Source organism: Tardiphaga sp. (genome assembly GCF_028290495.1).
GTDB lineage: Bacteria > Pseudomonadota > Alphaproteobacteria > Rhizobiales > Xanthobacteraceae > Tardiphaga.
In genome coordinates this window covers 15,554-31,615 of record NZ_JAQGJT010000104.1, presented here as the reverse complement: position 1 = coordinate 31,615, position 16,062 = coordinate 15,554, and the positions used below count along the sequence as shown (strand labels likewise).

Below are 16,062 nucleotides of genomic sequence, written 5' to 3'. Positions count from 1 at the left end.
CGTGAGCAGCGCAAGCTGCGAGCGAACCCGGAATCCGGAGATGTTCAAAACATCTCGAGGTTCCGGGTCTGCGCTCCAGCCGGCTGCGCCGACTGGATCACATCCCGGAATGACAACAGCCGCTAATTTTCGTTCGTAAAGATGACCGTCCCTGACGCGGCGAACATGCCGCCGACGCCGTGGCAGACGGAGATCTTTGCGCCGGGCACTTGCGCCGGCGCAATGCCGCGCATCTGCCGCACGCTTTCCTGCAGGGCATACATCCCGTACATGCCGGAATGCATGTAGCTGAGGCCGCCGCCGTTGGTGTTCATCGGCAACCGGCCGCCCGGGCGGGTGTTGCCGTCGGCGATGAACTTTCCGGTCTCCTCGTGCGGCATGAAGCCGAGATCGCCGAGGCCGTACAAAGGCAGATGCGCAAAGGCGTCGTAGATCATCAGGTGATCGACGTCGCTATGCTGAATGCCGGCCTCGCGAAACGCCGTCGGGCCTGCGACGCGAAACGCAGCCGATGAATCGAACGTCTTCATCTGGCTGACCATCGGCGTCTCCACGCTCTCGCCGGTGCCGAGGATATAGACAGGCTTGTTCGGGAAATCCTTCGCGCGCTCGGCCGAAGTCAGGATCAGCGCGCCGCCGCCGTCGGTGACGAGGCAGCATTGCAGGATGCGGAACGGGTAGGCGATCATTCGCGAGTTCAGCACGTCCTCGACGGTGATCGGCGCTTTCATGGTGGCGCGCGGATTCATCGCCGCCCATTCGCGCTGCACGACCGCGACCGAGGCGATCTGCTCATGGGTGATGCCGTGCGTCTTCATGTAGCGCAGCACCGGGATCGGAAACATGCTCGGTGGCCCGTAGACGCCGAACGGCGCCTCGAACTGGCCCTGCAGGCTGTCGGCGGGAATCGAGCGCGGCTGTTTTCCGATCATCGACTTGCCGCTTTCGGCGTGCGTGATCAGCACGGTCTTGCACAGGCCGGCCTCGATCGCCGCGGCGGCGTGGCGGACATGCAGCATGAACGAACAGCCGCCAACCGAGGTGCCATCGACCCAGGTGGGCGTGATGCCGAGGTAATGCGCGATCTGCTGCGGCGTCTCGACGGCGGTGGCGATGCCGTCGATGTCCGACAGCTTCAGGCCGGCGTTCGCAATGGCGTTCAAGGCAGCGTCGGCATGGAGCTGCAATTGCGACATGTGGGGGATAACGCCGAGCTCGGTGGTTTCGGCGGCGCCGACGACGGCGACTGCGTTTCTGCGCATGATGTCAGCCCTTGGCCGGACGGAATTGAGCGAGTGTGATCTGGTCGTCGAGCTTCTCGAAAGCGACTTCCAGTTTCATGTCGAGCACCAGCGCCTCGGGCGTCTGCGCGCAATCGACGATGTTGCTCATCAGCCGCGGACCTTCCTCGAGTTCGACGACGGCGATGGCGTAAGGCGGCGTGAAGCCCGGAGCGGCGGGGCGGTGGTTGATCACGTAGCTGTACAGCGTGCCGCGGCCGGAGGCCTTGAAGGTCGAGACCTTGCGCGAGGCACAGGACGGGCAGAACGGACGCGGCGGAAAATACACGTTGGCGCAGGCGTCGCAGCGCTGCAGGCGGAGTTCGCCGGCCTTTGTGCCGTCCCAGAAATGCTGGGTTTCCGGCGTGGGTTTCGGGCGCGCGCGCGCGGCTTCGGCCATCTCGGTGTTCTCCCTCATGCGGATCGTTTGCCCGCTTGTCGATCCATTGGACATGCCACGTTCCGGCCTCCAGGGTCCAGCGCTGCGGCTGCATGGCCGTATCCGCTCACAGCGCAGCGGCGCAAGCCAGCCTTGTGCGGCCGCCACCCGGCAGAGTAGGTTTCGCCGGTAATAACGGGAAGCCAACATGTTGAGACTATTTTGCGTCGCATAAGGATAGGCTCCGGCGCCGGCTATTCCGGCGATCGCATCGAGCCCGCGGTTGAAGTCGCCGAGCATGGCGACATCCAGTACCTGGTATTCGAATGCCTGGGCGAGCGCACCGTTGCGCTGGCGCAGCAGGCGCGGATGAAAAATCCCGACGGCGGATACGATCCGCTGCTCGAAGATCGGATGCGCGCGGTGCTGCCGGTCTGCGCGGCGAAGGGCATCAAGATCGTCACCAACATGGGTGCGGCCAATCCGCTGGCTGCGGCGCGCAAGACGGCGGAGATTGCCCGGGCGCTCGGGCTGTCGCTGAAGGTCGCCGCGGTGATCGGCGACGACGTGTTTGACGCCTGCAAGCAAGGCGATCTTCCGTTCATGGAGATCGACGGCAGCATGAAACAGCTTGGCAACCGCGTGCTGTCGGCCAATGCCTATCTCGGCGCAGCGCCGATGGCGGAAGCGCTCAGCGCTGGCGCGGATGTCGTGATCACCGGTCGCGCTTCCGATCCCGCCTTGTTTATGGCGCCGATGATTCATGCCTTCGGCTGGCCAATGGACGATTGGAACCTGCTCGGGCAGGGCACCGTCGCCGGCCATCTGCTCGAATGCGCCGGGCAGATCACCGGCGGCTATTTCGCCGATCCCGGCTTCAAGGACGTGGCGGGACTGGCGCGGCTCGGTTTTCCGATCGGCGAAGTCGGCGAGGATGGCTCGCTGGTGATCACCAAGGTCACAGGCTCCGGCGGCCAGGTGACGGCCGCGACCTGCAAGGAGCAGTTGCTCTATGAGGTGCATGATCCCGAGCGTTACATCCAGCCTGATGTGGTCGCGGATTTCTCGCAGGTGGTCATCGAGCAGATCGCGCCGGATTGCGTGCGCGTCAGTGGCGGCCGCGGCACGCCGCGCCCCGACACGCTGAAGGTCTCGGTCGGCTACCTCGATGGCTTCATCGGCGAGGGGCAGATCTCCTATGCCGGCCCGGGCGTGGTGGCGCGTGGACGGCTCGCGCTGGAGATTGTTCGCGAGCGCATGCAACTCACCGGCATTGCCGCCAGCGAGACACGGTTCGACCTGATCGGCATCGATTCGCTGCATGGCGCGGCACTGTCCGCCGGAGCCGGCGATCCCTACGAGGTCCGTGTCCGCGTCACCGGCCGTACCGACAGCCTGCGCGAAGCCGTCCGGATCGGCAACGAGGTCGAGACGCTGTACACTAACGGCCCTGCGGGCGGCGGCGGCGTCACCAAATCGGCCCGCGAAGTGGTGGCGGTGGCTTCGGTGCTGCTGCCGCGCGAGCTGGCCGCGCCGCGGGTCCAGTTCGTGGAGGCCGCAACATGAAGCTGCGTGACATCGCCCACTCCCGCACCGGGGACAAGGGCAACATCTCCAACATCTCCGTAATTGCCTTTGACGCAAAGCTTTATCCGCTGTTATTGTCGCAGGTGACCAGCGAGCGCGTGCAGGCGTTGTTCGCCGGCATCGTCGCGGGGACGGTGGTTCGCTATGAACTGCCCAATCTGGCGGCATTGAACTTCGTGATGGATCAGGCGCTTGGCGGCGGCGTGACGCGGTCGCTGGCGCTCGATGCGCATGGTAAATCGCTGAGCTCCGCGCTGCTCGATCTGGAAATTGACGCAGGTTTCGGCGATACCGATCCGGCGCCGTGACCGACAGGGTCGGTCCGAACTGAACAGGACAACGTGCTTATGACCACGCAGCCGACACTCGCCAGCCTGGCCGACGACCTCAAAGCCGGCCGTACCACCTCCCGCCAACTGGTCGAGGCCTGTCTGGCGAAAATCGCCGATCCCAAGGGCGAAGGCGAGCGCACCTTCATCCATGTCGACAAGGACGCCGCACTGGCCGCCGCCGACGCGATGGACAAGCTCCGCGCCGCCAACGCGGCCCCTTCCGCGTTCGCCGGCATTCCGGTCTCGATCAAGGACTTGTTCGACATCAAGGGCCAGATCAGCCGCGCCGGCTCGCGCGCGCTGGACGATTCCGCGCCGGCCGAGCAGGACGCGCCCGCCGTGGCGCGTCTGCGCGCTGCCGGCTTCGTGGTGATCGGCCGTACCAACATGGTCGAATTCGCTTATTCGGGCATCGGCACCAATCCGCATTACGGCACGCCGAAGAGCGCCTGGCAGCGCGAGATCGGCCATGTGCCGGGCGGCTCGTCCTCGGGCGCGGCAGTGTCCGTGGTCGATGGCATGGCGCATGGCGCGCTGGGCACCGACACCGGCGGCTCGTGCCGTATCCCCGCGGCGTTCAACGGCATCGTCGGCTTCAAGCCGACGCAGCGCCGCGTGCCGCTGGACGGCGCGGTGCCGCTGTCGTTCACGCTCGACAGCATCGGCCCGCTGGCCCGCACCGTCCAATGCTGCGCGACAATGGATGCGGTGCTGGCCGGCGAGCCGGTCAGGCCGCTGGCGAAGCGTTCGGTCAAGGGCATGCGGCTGGCGGTGCCCACCACGATCGCGATGGACGATCTTGAGCCGATCGTGGCGGAGACCTTTGAGCGTGCCTTGAAGCAGCTTGCCGAGCAGGGCGCGCTGATCGAGTACATCGAGGTGCCGGAATTCCTCGACATCGGCCCGATGAGCGTCAAGGGCGGTTTCACCGCAGCCGAGAGCTATGCCTGGCATCGCTATCTGATCGCCAGCAAGGGCGATGTGTACGATCCCCGCGTCTCGGTCCGCATCCTGCGCGGCGAGGCCATCACCGCTGCCGACTATATCGAGCTGCTGCCGGCGCGCCGCTCGATGATCGCGCGGATCGAAGCCCGCCTCGCGCCCTATGACGCGCTGGTGTTGCCGACCGCCGCCATCACGCCGCCCGTCATCGACGACATGAAGGACGACAAGGTGTTTGCGAAAGCCAACATCATGGCGCTGCGCAACTGCACGCTGATCAACATGATCGACGGCTGCGCCATCTCGCTGCCGATCCACCGAGACGGCGAGGCCCCGGTCGGCCTGATGCTGGCCGGAACCGGCGGATCCGACCGCCGCATCTTCGAACTCGCCGCCGGCATGGAAAAATCCATCCGCGGCTGATCCAGCCGACCTCATCCTGAGGAGCGCGCCCTTCGCGCGCGTCTCGAAGGATGGGCCACGAACTCCCTCATGGTTCGAGACGGCGCTGCAGAAGCGCCTCCTCACCATGAGGGCATCGCCATTCCATCTCGTACCAAAGGAACACCACATGACCACGACTATCGCGTTCACGCTGGACGCCAAGGGCACCACGACGCCGCTCAATCTGACCATCACGCAGGGCGTGATCGCCGGCTGGACCGGCCGCGATCCGGTCGCGCGCGACCACCACATCGCCGAACTCGCCGCCATCGGCATCGCGCCGCCGGCCTCAACGCCGATCTACTATCGCTGCTCGGCCAACCGCTTCACCACCGACGGCGCCATCGAATGCACCGGCGAGGAATCCTCCGGCGAAGTCGAGTTCTTCCTGGTCAGTGCGAACGGCCGGATCTATGTCGGCGTCGGCTCCGACCACACCGACCGCAAGGTCGAGACCTACAACATCACCGTCTCCAAACAGATGTGCGACAAGCCCGTCGCCCCGGTGGTGTGGGACTTCGCTGAACTCGAAGGTCACTGGGACCAGATCATCCTGCGTTCCTGGGCCACGATCGGCGGCACCCGCGTGCTGTACCAGGAAGGCACGTTGAGCGGCATGCTGCCGGTCGCCGAGCTGATCCAGAAGGGCTTTGGCGGCACGACGCTGCCCGAGGGCACCGCGATGTTCGGCGGCACCTTCGCGGCCAAGGGCGGCATCCGCCCGGCGACGCGCTTCGATTACGAGATCGAGGACCCCGTGCTGAAGCGCAAGATCGCGTCGGGCTACGACGTGGTGACGCTGCCGGTTCTCGGCTGAAGTCGCTATGGCGGACCTGTTCGCAGGACTTGATGACCAGCGTCCGCCACGCGAAGACATGGCGGAAGGCGCCGTGCTGTTGCACGGCTTCTTCCGCGACATCGAGACCGAACTGATCGCGGATCTGCGCGCGATCGTGAAGGCGGCGCCGTTCCGCCACATGGTGACGCCCGGCGGCCATATGATGTCAGTGGCGATGACCAATTGCGGCAGCAAGGGTTGGGTGACGGATCAAGGAGGCTACCGCTACGACGCGATCGACCCCGACAGCGGCCGGCCGTGGCCCGCCATGCCGGCGTCGTTCCGCGATCTCGCTGCCCGCGCCGCGGAGCAAAGCGGCTTTCATCACTTCGCGCCGCAGGCCTGCCTGATCAACCGCTACCGACCCCGCGCCAAAATGTCGCTGCACCAGGACAGGGACGAACTCGATCTCGGCGCGCCGATCGTTTCCGTCTCGCTCGGCCTGCCGGCCACCTTCCTGTTCGGCGGTCTGGCGCGCAATGACAAGACGCAGAAATTCCGCCTCGAACACGGCGACATCGCCGTCTGGGGCGGCCCCGCGCGGCTGGCCTATCACGGCATCGCGCCGCTGGCCGATGGCGAGCATCCGGTGATGGGCCCACAACGCATCAACCTGACCTTTCGGAAAGTGCAGTAACGCGTAGCGCTCTTTCTTCTCCCTTCTCCGACAAGGGGAGAAGGAAGTGAGAAGAGGGGAGAAGTAAGCCCCCATCATCTTGCCACACGCTATTGCTGCTCTATGCTTGCCGCGGAGCAGCCATATGACCGATGTCGAACTGGCCGACGACACGACGAACACCACCACCGCTTCGCACGCCGGCGTCTGGCTCGCGGTGCTGCAACTGGTGTTCACGCTGCTGTGGACCGTCTACGTCATCTATCTGCCGAAGCTCGCGGCCGATGTCGGCATTGCGCCGTCCGCCGTCATCTTCATCCTGATGCTGGACCAGTTGATCTTCACCGTCACCGACACCGCGATGGGCATCGTCGCCGACCGCATCTCGCGCGTGGTGGGCCGGCTCGGCCTCATCGTGGGATTGCTCACCGCGATCTCCTGCGCGGCGTTCGTCGCGCTGCCGTTCGTCGCACGCCAGGGGCCAACGTCGCAGGCGGCGCTGATCGCTCTGATCGTGGTCTGGGCGATCACCTCGTCGGCGCTGCGCGCGCCGCCGCTGACCCTGCTCGGCAAGTATGCTGCGAAGCCATCGCGGCCGTTCCTCGCCGGCCTCGCGATGCTCGGCTACGGCGTCGCCGGCGCGGTGTCGCCCTATCTCGGCGTCGTGCTGCGCGACACCGATGCGCGGCTGCCTTTCATCCTGTCCAGCGCAGTGCTGCTGTTGGTGGCGCTGATGCTGACGCGGGTCGAGCGCGGGCTGGTTTCGGCTGCAGAGAACACCGGCCGCCTGCGGAAGCCCGGTAAAGCATTGCGGCGGGTTCCGATGCTGTTCATCGCCGCGATGGTGCTGCTGGCGCTCGGCTATCAACTACATTTCAGCATCAACAGTGCGCCGTTCTTCCTGCGCTTCGCCAAGCCCAGCGAGCTGCAATGGCTGCTGCCGGTGTTCTGGATCGGCTTCAACATCGCGAGGTTTCCGGCCAGCGTCCTCACCAAACGGCGCGGCGGGCTGGTGGTGATGGGCATCGCCGGCCTGTTCGGCGCAGCCGCCATGATCGGCGCGGAAATGGCCGGCAGCCTCAACATGCTGATCGTCACGCAGTTCATTGCGGGGGCGGCCTGGGGCTGCATGCTGATGTCGGCGGTGGCCGCCGCGCTTGCGATCGGCGAGACCGGCGCCGAGGGCAAAGTGGTCGGCCTCGTGTTCTCCGCGCTGGCGCTGGCGACCTTCGCGCGGATGGCGGCGGTGGCGGGCGGCCTGCAACGGTTGCCGGAATACGCGCCGATGCTGCGCTGGGCGCCGGTGGCGTGCTGGTCGGTGGCCGGCGCAGGGCTGCTCGTTCTGGCGGCGTCGCGGCTGCAGCGACGCGAGGCGGGCTTGCGAAGTTCCGACTAGGTAACGAACTGTTGCCGGCGGTGGTCGCCCTTACACGACCGTCACCGGGGATAGCCGCTGCCATTCGGCGTTCAACGCGCCTTGGCCCGTGTCAGCAGGTACTCCTGACGCACTATATTGTTGAAGTAGTAGGGCGCGGCGAGCGCCTCGAACTCGGTACGCAAGGCAGCAAGCCTCTTCGGATCGCCGGCGGAAGCCTCGATCAACTTCTGCATCGGGCCGATCGAGCGCTCCATAAATTCCCGGACATGCGGCACGCTGAGAGCCGGCAACTGCATGATACCGCGAGAAAAGAACGGGGCTTCGAACCTGGCACCGAGGCGCTCGGCGACAATGCCGGGGTTGCCCCATTGTGGAGGTGGTGCGGCGCCTGGCGGCGGTGGCGGCGAATTTCTGGCAACGAAAGCAAACAGGCGACCGACGAAATGCTCCGGCGGCCATGTCGCAAACGCGATGCGACCGCCGGGCTTCATCACACGGCGCATTTCCGAGACGACGACATCAGGCCGGGGCGCAAACATGTGACCGAACTGGCTGACAACGACATCAAACCGGCCATCGGGGAATGGCAGGTTTTCAGCGTCCCCCTCGATCCATTGCGTGGCAGGCAGCCCCGCTATTCGCGCATTCTCGCGCGCAACCTCAAGCAAAGCCGGCGTCAGATCGAGCGCCGTCACCGATGCGCCCGCCCGCGCTGCCGTGACCGCAACGACACCTGTGCCAGTTCCGATGTCGAGCACCGCTTCCCCGGGTTTGATTTCCGCGAACTCGACGAGATGCGCCGCGACCACGGTGGTGAAAGCCGCAGTCGGCGCAAATGACGCCCACATTTCGCGCTGGCGTGTCTTGAGATCTGCGAAGGGATCAGGGGTCGATGACATGGAGTCTCTCCACGGCCAAGGAACAGTCTGCGATCCCAGACTATCCCTCCCGCGAGCAATTGGAAGCGGGTAAATCCGGTGACCGTCGGTGCTGTATTCCGCCGTTAGCGCGTCGCGTCATCTGGCTGCGCGGAATTTGCGCGCGATTGGTGCATGGCGGAAACGGCAAGCCGTTCGCGCGGCAAATTTATCGGTTCATGGCCTAGCCAACCGCCTTCGCCCGCACTAGCCTTGTGCGCAAGAAAAAACAAAACGAGGAAACGAATGACATACCGCACAGGCGTCATGGCTGTCGCCGTGGCATGCAGCTTCGCCATGCCCGCGATCGCTGAACCCATCACCAAGCCCGTCACCATCGCCGTGCTGAACGACAAGAGTTCGGTATTCTCCGATGCCGGCGGCGTCGGCGGGGTGATCGCCGCGCAACTGGCGATCGACGATATCGGCGGCAAGGTGCGTGGCCAGCCGGTGGTGCTGCTCGGCCCCGATCACCAGAACAAGACCGACATCGGCGTCAACCTCGCGCGCAATGCCTATGACCAGCAGGGCGTCGACGCGATCTTCGACATCGGCAATTCCGCGATCTCGCTGGCGGTGCAGGATCTCGCGCGCGAGCGCGGCAAGGTGCTGGTCCATGTCGGCTCCGCCACCGCCGATATTTTCGGCAAGGCCTGTTCGCCGACCGGCGCGATGTGGCTGTACGACACCTATTCGCTGGCGCAAGGTATCGCCAAGGCCGTGGTGCAGCAGGGCGGCGACACCTGGTTCTTCATCACTGCGGATTACGCTTTCGGAATCGCGATGCAGGCCGAAGTCTCCAAGGTCGTCACCGCTGCGGGTGGCAAGGTGCTCGGCGCCGTGCGGCACCCGGTAGGCACGATGGACTTCTCCTCGTTCCTGCTGCAGGCGCAATCCTCCGGCGCCAAGGTGATCGCGCTCGCCAATGCTTCCGGCGATACCGTCACCAACATCAAGCAGGCCCGCGAATTCCAGATCGGCGAGGGCAAGCAGAAGCTGGCGGTGCTGATCTTCTATCTCACCTCGGTGCACGCGCTTGGCGCCGAAGCGACGCAGGGCGTGCAATATCTCGAGGGCTACTACTGGGACAATGACGACGCCAGCCGCGCCTTCGGCAAGCGCTTCGCGGCGAAGAACGGTGGCAAGATGCCGACGCATTCGCAGGCCGGCGTCTATAGCGCCGTGTTGCATTATCTGCGCGCGGTGGAAGCCAGCAACGACAATGACGGCCTCACCGTGATGCGCAAGATGAAGGCGACGCCGGTAGATGACTTCTACGCGCCGGGCGCCCGCATCCGCGAGGACGGACGGCTGATGAACGACATGCTGCTCGCCGAGGTGAAGAAGCCGTCCGAGGTGAAGGGCGAATGGGACCTGCTCAAGATCACCGGCAAGGTGAAAGCCGCCGACATCATGCGCCCGATCGCGGATGGCGGCTGCACCAGGCTCGATCCGCCGTTGAAGTAAATTGTTGTCATTCCGGGGCGCGAACGCCGTCAGGCGGTCGCGAACCCGGAACCCAGAGATGTAAGCCACTTCTGGGTTCCCCACCACTCCAATTGGAGTGGCTGAGGTTCGCGCGCGCAAGGATGCGCGCGCGCGCCGGAACGACAGAGAAATCCTACGGCTTCGCCGGGTGAATGAATGCCCACGGGCTGACTTCGGAATCCCGGGGCACGTCGATGGCGATCAGATACGGGCCGCCATCGGCCAGCGCCTTCTCCAGCGCGGGGCGAAAGCCTTCGGGGGAGCCGACGCGCGCCGCGTTGACGCCGAAGGATTCGGCAAGCCTGACAAAATCCGGATTGACCAGATCGGCGGCGGTGACGCGGCCGTCGAACGCGCGCAACTGATCGCGCCGCACATTGCCATAGGCGTTGTTGTCGAACACCAGTACGACGACGCCGATTTTGAACTGCACGGCGGTGGCCAGTTCCTGCACCGCGAACATGAAGCCGCCGTCGCCGGTGATCGCCACCACCGCACGGTCGGGATGCGCGACCTTGGCGCCGAGCGCGGTGGGGAACCCGGAACCGAGCGTGCCCTGATAGCCCGACGTGAGGAAGGTGCGCGGCTGGTACACCGGAAAGCCGAACCATGAGGCGAAGCCGACCTGCGACAGTTCGTCGGTGACGATGGCGTCGTCCGGCAGCACGTCGCGCAGGATATCGAGATAGGCCATCTGTGGCTGCACCGACTGGATGTCGCGCAGCGCCTTGGCGGACGCCTCGCGGATGATGTCGCGACGGCCGTGCGTTTTGGTGAAGCCGGCCTTGCGCACCGCAGCCAACAGCGCGCGCGTGCCTTCCTTGGCGTCGGCGATAACAGGTGCATCCACCGTCAGCCGCCGCATCTCCACGGGATCGATGTCGATGCGAATGGATTTCAGGCCGTCCGGCCGGAACGGCCAGCGGAAGGTGGTCGGCAATTCCATCCGCGATCCCACGCCGATCATCAAATCGGTGTGCGGCCACAGATTATAGGCAGCCGCCATCGTCAGGCCGAGTTCGTGGGCGTTGCTGACGATGCCACGCCCGGAGCGGAACGCGACCACCGGTGCATCGAGCAATTCGGCGAGTTCGAGGATTTCATCGCCGGCATCCATGGCGCCGGCGCCGACAAAGATCATCGGCGACTTGCTGGCCTTGATGAGCGCTGCCGCCGCCTTGGTGCGGTCGCTGTCGGGCAGTGGGGCTGCGAAAGGCGCGAACGGCCGGGACGGGCCAACGTCGGCGCGCTGCGAAAACACATCCCACGGCATTTCCAGCGCCGCCGGTCCACGCCGCCCGGACATCATTTCCTGGAACGCGCGCGACACTTTGGTCGGCGCATCGCCGGGATATTCGATGCGGTCGGCCCATTTCACGAAGCTTCTGATAGTGCCGAGCTGGTCCGGCATCTCGTGCAAGTGGCCGCGACCTTTACCAAGATAGTCCGTCGGCACCTGGCCGGTCAGGCACAGCACCGGCTCGTTGCAGCCGAACGCGGTGAGCATCGCCGCCCCCGCATTGAGCACGCCCGGGCCGGGCACCACGCTGAACACGCCGGGTCTTCCCGAAGCGCGGGCATAGCCGAACGCCATGTAGCCACAGGCCTGCTCATGCCGCGCGCCGATCACGCGCAGCTCCGCCTGATGGAAGGCGTCGAACAGTCCGTAGATTTGCGCGCCGGGCAGGCCGAACACGGTGTCGACGCCGTGCGCCTTGAGCCCTTCGACGATCGCTTCGCCGCCGGTGAGATTTGTCATGCGGGACGTCCCGTGTGTGCGAGAAAATTCATGCCTCGTCGACCACGCCGTTGCGCAGCGTGCCGATGCCATCGGCGGCGATCTCGATGATATCGCCGGGCACGAGGTAACGTGGCGGATCGAAGCGGGCTCCGGCGCCGGTCGGCGTGCCCGTCACGATGACGTCGCCGGGCACCAAAGTGGTGAAGGTCGAGATGTAGTGGATGAGGTAGCGGAATCCGAACATCAGCCTGATGGTGCGGTCGTCCTGCCGCAAATCGCCGTTGACGTGGGTCGTGAGACGGATATCGGCGAGCTGGGCTTCATCGCGATAGGGCACGATCCACGGCCCCAGACTACCGGTCGAATCGAAGTTCTTGCCCTGCGTGACGTTGAACTTGGCGTGCCGCACCCAGTCGCGGATGGTGCCCTCGTTGCACAAAGTGAGTGCTGCGATGTGATCGAGCGCGTCGCGCTCGGCGATGTGGCGGCCGGGTTTGCCGATGACGAGGACGACCTCGCCCTCGTAATCCAGCTGCGTCGAGGCGCGCGGACGCACCAAGGGCTGCAGGTGCCCGACAAAAGAGCGCGGCGTGCGCATGAACATCGAGGGGAATTTAGGCGCGTCCTGACCGTCCTTGTATTCGGCGTTGCGGTCCGGATAGTTCACACCGATGCAGATGATCTTTTCGGGCGCGGGGATCGGCGGCTGCCACGTGACGTCGTCGAGGGCGAAATCCGCCGGCAGGTTTTCCGCCGCATCCGTAAGTCTGTGCAGGGCGCCGTGGGCGATCGCCTCGCGCAGCGTCGGGTAATCGCCTGCATAGCGCGCCGAGAGATCGACGATGCCGAGTTCGGTCACAGCGCCGTATTTTGTCGCGCCATTGACGGAGAAGGTGGCGAGGCGGGGATGGGGCATGATGGCTCCAGATTAGCCCTCATGCTGAGGAGGCCGAAGGCCGTCTCGAAGCACGAGGGCGGAAAACACGCATCCTTCGAGACACCCGCCTTTGCCCTTCGGGCTGCGGCGGGCTCCTCAGGATGAGGATAGAGTTTAGTCCGCAATCCTCACATCCGCCGAGAATAAAGCCGGCCGTACCTCCTGCTCCGGAAACACGGAGCCCTGCTCGAACCACGAGCGCGGCGCGGGCGCGCCCCACAGGGTCTGGCGGCGCGGGTCGCGCAGAGACCAGCGCAGCGGTTCGTGGTCGGCGTCCATCGTCTGGTAGTCGCTGGAATAGAGTTCGAGGCGGTGGCCGTCGGGGTCGCGGACGTAGAGGAAAAAGGCGTTGGAGATGCCGTGGCGACCGGGGCCGCGCTCCATGTTGGCGAGATAGCCTGACGAGGCCATCACGTCGCACAGGTGCAGGATGTTCATCGGGTTCGGCACCCAATAGGCGAAGTGATGCAGCCGCGGGCCGGCGCCGTTGGTGATCGCGAAGTCATGCACATTGCCCTTGCGGTGCATCCATGCCGCGGCGATGCGGCCGTTCTCGCCGTCTTCCTCGGCATATTCGGTGAGACGAAAACCGAGCCGGGCGTAGAAGTTGATAGTGTCCTGCACCTCGGGGGCGAACACGTTGAAATGATCGAGCCGCTGCGGATGGCAGCCTTTGTACAAATCGAAGCGGCGCAGCAGATGCGGCCGCTTGTCCATCTGCGCGACAAGTTCGATACGAAAACCGAACGGGTCGGTGGCGTGCAGCGTACGGCCCTGAAACGGGCGTTCGACGAAGCCGTGCACGATGCCGTGGGCGGCAAAGAAGGACGCGGCCCTGTCGAGATCGCTATCGCTGCCGACGCGGAAGCCGAGCCGCGCACAGGCGGCCGTTGTCGCCTTGTGCAGCACCAGCGAGTGATGCTGGTGTTCTTCGCTGCCGCGCAGATAGACCGTGTTGGCGTCGGCGTCCTCGACATGCAGCCCGATCGTGGTCTCGTAGAAGGCCCGGCTGGCGTCGAGGTCGACGACATCGAGTACCGCGTGGCTGGCGCGCACAATGTTGAATGGCGGATCAAAGGTATGCTGCGGTACCGGCATGGCGTTTCCTGTTGGTTTGTTTTGTCATTCCGGGGCGCGCGCAGCACTAGCTGTGCGCGAACCCGGAATCTCGATGTGGTCACCACTCCTGGATTCCGGGGTCGCGGCCGCCTCGCGGCGTTCGCGCCCCGGAACGACAGCTCAAATTCCGAGTTTTTGAATCTTGTGCGTCCCCTTCGCCAGCGAGACGTGTTTCGTCTCCATGTAAAAGTCGAACGAGTAATCCCCGCCGTCGCGGCCGATGCCGGAGGACTTCATGCCGCCGAACGGCGTCGGCAGGTGGCGGACGTTTTCCGAATTCAGCCAGATCATGCCGGCCTCCAGAGCATCGGCAACGCGCAGCGCGCGGCCGACATCGGCGGTCCAGACATAGCCGGTGAGGCCGTAAGGCACCGCATTGGCGATCTCGATGGCTTCGTCCTCGCCATGAAACTGAATGACGGTCAGGAATGGTCCGAACACTTCCTCCTGCGCCACGCGCATCTGCGCGTGCGCGCCGGTAACCAGGGTTGGCTGCACGTAATGGCCCCCGCCGGGACCAGCGTGGGGCTTGCCGCCGACGGCGATGGTGGCGCCGTCCTGGCGCGCGATCTCGAAATAGGAACAGACCTTTTCGTGGTGCCGCGCATGGATCAACGGACCCACTTCGGTCCTGGGATCGAGCGGATGGCCAATTTTCAGCGCCTTCACCCGCGCGGTGAGCTTGGCGATGAACTTGTCCGCGATCGTGTCCTGGATCAGCAGCCGGCTCGACGAGGTGCAGCGCTCGCCGTTCAGCGAGTAGATCATGAACACCACGGCATCGAGCGCGCGGTCCATGTCGGCGTCGTCGAACACGATCACCGGATTTTTTCCGCCGAGTTCGAAATGCACGCGCTTCAGGGTTGGCGCACCCTGCGCCATGATCGCGGATCCCGTCGAGGTCTCGCCGACAAAGGCGATCGCCTTGATCGCCGGGTGCTCGGTCAGTGCCTTGCCGGCCTCTTCGCCAAACCCATGTACGGTGTTGAGGACGCCGTCGGGTACGCCCGCCTGCCTGACGATCTGCGACAGGAGATCGGCGGTCACAGGCGACCATTCTGCCGGTTTGTGCACGACGGTGCAGCCCGCGGCCAGAGCCGGCGCAATCTTCCAGGTCGACAGCATGAACGGCGTGTTCCACGGTGTGATCACGCCGACCGGACCGATCGGCACGCGCGTCGATACATTCCAGTGTTCGTCTGCCGGCATGTTGAGGCCGTCACGCGCGTCCGTGCAGCGGTCGGCGAAGAAGCGGAAGTTCTCCGCGCCGCGCACCGCCGCCTTGGCCATGAAGCGATGCGCCTGGCCGGTATCGATGCATTCCAGCACCGCGATGTCGTCGGCGCGATCCTCGATGGCATCGGCGACCCGGTGCAGCAATTTCTTGCGCATGGCGGCGGGCATGTCGCGCCAGTCCTTGAAGGCGCGTTGTGCCGCCTTGGCGGCGAGATCGATGTCGGCGGCAGTGCCGCGCGCGACCTGCGCCAGCACGGTGCCGTCGATTGGCGACGTGGTTTCAAACACCTCGCCGGACGAGGAGGGCACGATCTGGCCGTCGATGATGTGGCCGATGCCGTCGTGTTTCAGTTTTTTCAGCAATGGCGCAGCGCGATCACTGTTGGCCTTGAACACGGCGGCGGAATCGACGGGAGATTTAGCCATTGGCGGCCTCGGCTTTCAGCAGGTCGTGGATATTGTTGCGCTTCCAGCTGGTCTCCTTGTCATTGATCTGCATGTCGAACGACAAAGCGAACTTTGAATGCGTGAACACGGGATCGAGAAAGGCCGACAGCGCCTTGAATATATGCTCGCCTGCCGCCTGGCGGGTGGCGAGGTAGCGGCCTTCGCCGATCCGCAGCAGCACGTCGAGGAAGCCGAGATCGTTGCGGCCATCGGCAATGGCGTAATGGTCGCAACGGATGGCGCGGACGCGGATCCCGCCGAGCGGAAAGATCCCGGTTTCTACCGCGGCCTTGCGCACCACTTCGCACATCGCGGCGATGTCGACTTGCGGTTCGATGTTGGCGGAATATTCGATGGTGAAATGCGGCATGTCGGACTCGC

Annotated in this window: 15 protein-coding genes; 7 read left to right on the top strand and 8 right to left on the bottom strand. The window is 65.0% G+C overall.

Annotated features, from left to right (window positions below; translation table 11 throughout):
- Positions 1-122: 122 nt before the first annotated feature.
- Entirely contained in the window at positions 123-1,262 is a 1,140-nt protein-coding gene (locus JWQ24_RS16360) for a thiolase (protein WP_299810054.1), read from the bottom strand.
- Positions 1,263-1,266: 4 nt separating this feature from the next.
- On the bottom strand, positions 1,267-1,680 hold the full coding sequence (locus JWQ24_RS16355; RefSeq protein WP_299810100.1) for a Zn-ribbon domain-containing OB-fold protein: 414 nt from the start codon (positions 1,678-1,680) through the stop codon (positions 1,267-1,269).
- A 201-nt stretch (positions 1,681-1,881) separates the two neighbouring features.
- On the opposite strand from JWQ24_RS16355, the gene JWQ24_RS16350 reads away from it, so the two are divergent.
- The 6 genes from JWQ24_RS16350 to JWQ24_RS16325 all read left to right on the top strand — a co-directional run bounded on the left by JWQ24_RS16350 (position 1,882) and on the right by JWQ24_RS16325 (position 7,814).
- Positions 1,882-3,225 (top strand): acyclic terpene utilization AtuA family protein, encoded by a 1,344-nt coding sequence (locus tag JWQ24_RS16350; RefSeq protein ID WP_299810051.1) that lies wholly within the window; start codon positions 1,882-1,884, stop codon positions 3,223-3,225.
- Positions 3,222-3,554: a hypothetical protein gene (locus JWQ24_RS16345; RefSeq protein WP_299810048.1), complete on the top strand. Its 333-nt coding sequence runs from the start codon at positions 3,222-3,224 to the stop codon at positions 3,552-3,554. Before JWQ24_RS16350 ends, JWQ24_RS16345 begins: the two co-directional genes overlap by 4 nt.
- Positions 3,555-3,593: 39 nt before the next feature.
- The gene (locus tag JWQ24_RS16340) at positions 3,594-4,943 is read left to right on the top strand and encodes an amidase (protein ID WP_299810045.1); all 1,350 of its coding nucleotides are present in this window, start codon (positions 3,594-3,596) and stop codon (positions 4,941-4,943) included.
- Between the two features lie 148 nt (positions 4,944-5,091).
- Positions 5,092-5,781, top strand: a complete 690-nt coding sequence (locus JWQ24_RS16335; RefSeq protein ID WP_299810042.1) for a DUF2848 domain-containing protein — start codon at positions 5,092-5,094, stop codon at positions 5,779-5,781.
- A gap of 7 nt (positions 5,782-5,788) precedes the next feature.
- Positions 5,789-6,439 (top strand): DNA oxidative demethylase AlkB, encoded by a 651-nt coding sequence (gene alkB, locus JWQ24_RS16330; protein WP_299810040.1) that lies wholly within the window; start codon positions 5,789-5,791, stop codon positions 6,437-6,439.
- Positions 6,440-6,563: 124 nt separating this feature from the next.
- Entirely contained in the window at positions 6,564-7,814 is a 1,251-nt protein-coding gene (locus JWQ24_RS16325; RefSeq protein WP_299810038.1) for an MFS transporter, read from the top strand.
- Positions 7,815-7,885: 71 nt separating this feature from the next.
- Here the strand turns inward: JWQ24_RS16325 and JWQ24_RS16320 are convergent, their stop codons facing one another.
- Entirely contained in the window at positions 7,886-8,695 is an 810-nt protein-coding gene (locus JWQ24_RS16320) for a class I SAM-dependent methyltransferase (protein WP_299810036.1), read from the bottom strand.
- A gap of 264 nt (positions 8,696-8,959) precedes the next feature.
- Here JWQ24_RS16320 and JWQ24_RS16315 point away from each other — a divergent pair, with 264 nt between their 5' ends.
- Complete coding sequence (locus JWQ24_RS16315) at positions 8,960-10,180, top strand: ABC transporter substrate-binding protein (protein WP_299810034.1); 1,221 nt, start codon at positions 8,960-8,962, stop codon at positions 10,178-10,180.
- 154 nt (positions 10,181-10,334) lie between these two features.
- On the opposite strand, the gene JWQ24_RS16310 is transcribed toward JWQ24_RS16315, so the two are convergent.
- The 5 genes from JWQ24_RS16310 to JWQ24_RS16290 all read right to left on the bottom strand — a co-directional run bounded on the left by JWQ24_RS16310 (position 10,335) and on the right by JWQ24_RS16290 (position 16,051).
- Positions 10,335-11,960 carry a thiamine pyrophosphate-dependent enzyme gene (locus JWQ24_RS16310; RefSeq protein WP_299810032.1) on the bottom strand — a complete coding sequence of 542 codons (1,626 nt, stop codon included), beginning with the start codon at positions 11,958-11,960 and terminating at the stop codon, positions 10,335-10,337.
- 28 nt (positions 11,961-11,988) lie between these two features.
- Positions 11,989-12,858 carry a fumarylacetoacetate hydrolase family protein gene (locus tag JWQ24_RS16305; RefSeq protein WP_299810029.1) on the bottom strand — a complete coding sequence of 290 codons (870 nt, stop codon included), beginning with the start codon at positions 12,856-12,858 and terminating at the stop codon, positions 11,989-11,991.
- A gap of 135 nt (positions 12,859-12,993) precedes the next feature.
- Positions 12,994-13,977 carry a 3,4-dihydroxyphenylacetate 2,3-dioxygenase gene (hpaD, locus tag JWQ24_RS16300; RefSeq protein WP_299810026.1) on the bottom strand — a complete coding sequence of 328 codons (984 nt, stop codon included), beginning with the start codon at positions 13,975-13,977 and terminating at the stop codon, positions 12,994-12,996.
- Between the two features lie 141 nt (positions 13,978-14,118).
- Entirely contained in the window at positions 14,119-15,660 is a 1,542-nt protein-coding gene (gene hpaE / locus JWQ24_RS16295) for a 5-carboxymethyl-2-hydroxymuconate semialdehyde dehydrogenase (RefSeq protein WP_299810023.1), read from the bottom strand.
- Positions 15,653-16,051 (bottom strand): 5-carboxymethyl-2-hydroxymuconate Delta-isomerase, encoded by a 399-nt coding sequence (locus JWQ24_RS16290; RefSeq protein WP_299810020.1) that lies wholly within the window; start codon positions 16,049-16,051, stop codon positions 15,653-15,655. The genes hpaE and JWQ24_RS16290 overlap by 8 nt, the downstream gene beginning before the upstream one ends.
- Positions 16,052-16,062 lie beyond the last annotated feature (11 nt).

Excerpts from the sequence above, each read along its gene's own strand:
- JWQ24_RS16320 (WP_299810036.1), bottom strand. The coding sequence starts at position 8,695 with ATGTCATCGACCCCTGATCCCTTCGCAGATCTCAAGACACGCCAGCGC.
- JWQ24_RS16360 (WP_299810054.1), bottom strand. The coding sequence starts at position 1,262 with ATGCGCAGAAACGCAGTCGCCGTCGTCGGCGCCGCCGAAACCACCGAG.
- JWQ24_RS16290 (WP_299810020.1), bottom strand. The coding sequence starts at position 16,051 with ATGCCGCATTTCACCATCGAATATTCCGCCAACATCGAACCGCAAGTC.
- JWQ24_RS16325 (WP_299810038.1), top strand. The coding sequence starts at position 6,564 with ATGACCGATGTCGAACTGGCCGACGACACGACGAACACCACCACCGCT.
- JWQ24_RS16355 (WP_299810100.1), bottom strand. The coding sequence starts at position 1,680 with ATGGCCGAAGCCGCGCGCGCGCGCCCGAAACCCACGCCGGAAACCCAG.
- hpaD (WP_299810026.1), bottom strand. The coding sequence starts at position 13,977 with ATGCCGGTACCGCAGCATACCTTTGATCCGCCATTCAACATTGTGCGC.
- JWQ24_RS16340 (WP_299810045.1), top strand. The coding sequence starts at position 3,594 with ATGACCACGCAGCCGACACTCGCCAGCCTGGCCGACGACCTCAAAGCC.
- JWQ24_RS16315 (WP_299810034.1), top strand. The coding sequence starts at position 8,960 with ATGACATACCGCACAGGCGTCATGGCTGTCGCCGTGGCATGCAGCTTC.
- JWQ24_RS16310 (WP_299810032.1), bottom strand. The coding sequence starts at position 11,960 with ATGACAAATCTCACCGGCGGCGAAGCGATCGTCGAAGGGCTCAAGGCG.
- JWQ24_RS16335 (WP_299810042.1), top strand. The coding sequence starts at position 5,092 with ATGACCACGACTATCGCGTTCACGCTGGACGCCAAGGGCACCACGACG.
- alkB (WP_299810040.1), top strand. The coding sequence starts at position 5,789 with ATGGCGGACCTGTTCGCAGGACTTGATGACCAGCGTCCGCCACGCGAA.
- hpaE (WP_299810023.1), bottom strand. The coding sequence starts at position 15,660 with ATGGCTAAATCTCCCGTCGATTCCGCCGCCGTGTTCAAGGCCAACAGT.
- JWQ24_RS16345 (WP_299810048.1), top strand. The coding sequence starts at position 3,222 with ATGAAGCTGCGTGACATCGCCCACTCCCGCACCGGGGACAAGGGCAAC.
- JWQ24_RS16305 (WP_299810029.1), bottom strand. The coding sequence starts at position 12,858 with ATGCCCCATCCCCGCCTCGCCACCTTCTCCGTCAATGGCGCGACAAAA.